The organism is Cupriavidus sp. 05N39, assembly GCF_056397325.1.
In genome coordinates, this window is record NZ_JBFTNE010000246.1 from 1 (window position 1) to 1,209 (window position 1,209).

A 1,209-nucleotide genomic window follows, 5' to 3' on the forward strand; every position below is an offset into this window, starting at 1 on the left:
TGTAATAGCCTAGACTAAATCTGACAGTGGTTGGTTATCCATGCCGCCGCACATCGGTGCGAAGGGCGTAGCCCAGAGTGCCAGTGTGCGGCGGAATCCACAAGGAGTCCGCCATGACTCAGGAACAGAAAGTCATCCGTGCCAAGGTCGGCATACTGGAACTGGCCCGGCAACTGGGCAACGTGAGCCAGGCCTGCCGCGTCATGGGCTATTCGCGCGATAGCTTCTACCGCTTCAAGGAGTTGTACGAGCGAGGCGGCGAAGCCGCGTTGCAGGAGATTTCGCGACGCCGGCCACTGCTCAAGAATCGCGTCGATCCCGAGGTCGAAACCGCCGTGGTAGCCCTGGCGCTCGAATTGCCCGCCTATGGCCAGATCCGCATTGCCAACGAGGTCCTCAAACGCCATGCCCTGCACGTGTCGCCGCAGGGCGTGCGCAGCATCTGGCTGCGTCACGACCTGGAGACCATGAACAAGCGCCTGAAGGCGCTGGAAGCCAAATCCGCGCAGGAAGGGCTGGTCCTGACCGAGTCGCAACTGGCCGCGCTGGAGCGCGCCAAGCTGGAAAAGGAAACCCACGGGGAATTCGAATCCGAGTGCCCCGGCTATTGCGGCGCCCAGGACACCTTCTATGTCGGCACCCTCAAGGGCGTGGGCCGCGTCTACCAGCAGACCTTCGTCGACACCTACTCTAAGGTGGCCTTTGCCAAGCTCTACGATCGCAAGACCCCGTTGCCAGCCGCCGACCTGCTCAACGACCGCGTTGTGCCGTTCTTTGACAGCTATGGCATCCCGCTGTCGCGCGTGCTGACCGACCGCGGCACCGAGTACTGCGGCAACCCTGAGCATCACGAATACGAGCTCTATCTGGCCGTGGAAAACATCGACCATACCCGGACGCGGGCCAGGTCGCCCCAGACCAACGGCATCGTCGAACGGCTGCACAAAACCATGCTCAACGAGTTCTATCGCATCGCCTTTCGCAAGAAGGTCTACGACTCGATCGGCACATTGCAGCTCGATCTCGATGCCTGGCTTGACCAGTACAACAACCAGCGAGAACATCAGGGGCGATGGTGTTACGGCAAAACGCCCATGCGCACCTTCCTCGACTCGCTGGAACTCGCCAAGGAGAAACTGATCCCGCATTGAGTCGCGCTTCTCGATTCAACAGCCCGACTATCTGTCAGATCGAGTCCCAGCTAATACA

The 1,209-nt window shown here is 60.5% G+C and carries 1 protein-coding gene; it reads left to right on the forward strand.

Annotation, left to right across the window (positions count from 1 at the left end):
• Positions 1 to 113: 113 nt before the first annotated feature.
• The gene (locus tag AC1DN0_RS41060; protein ID WP_441637739.1) at positions 114 to 1,151 is read left to right on the forward strand and encodes an IS481 family transposase; all 1,038 of its coding nucleotides are present in this window, start codon (positions 114 to 116) and stop codon (positions 1,149 to 1,151) included.
• Positions 1,152 to 1,209 lie beyond the last annotated feature (58 nt).

Excerpts from the sequence above, each read along its gene's own strand:
- AC1DN0_RS41060 (WP_441637739.1), top strand. The coding sequence starts at position 114 with ATGACTCAGGAACAGAAAGTCATCCGTGCCAAGGTCGGCATACTGGAA.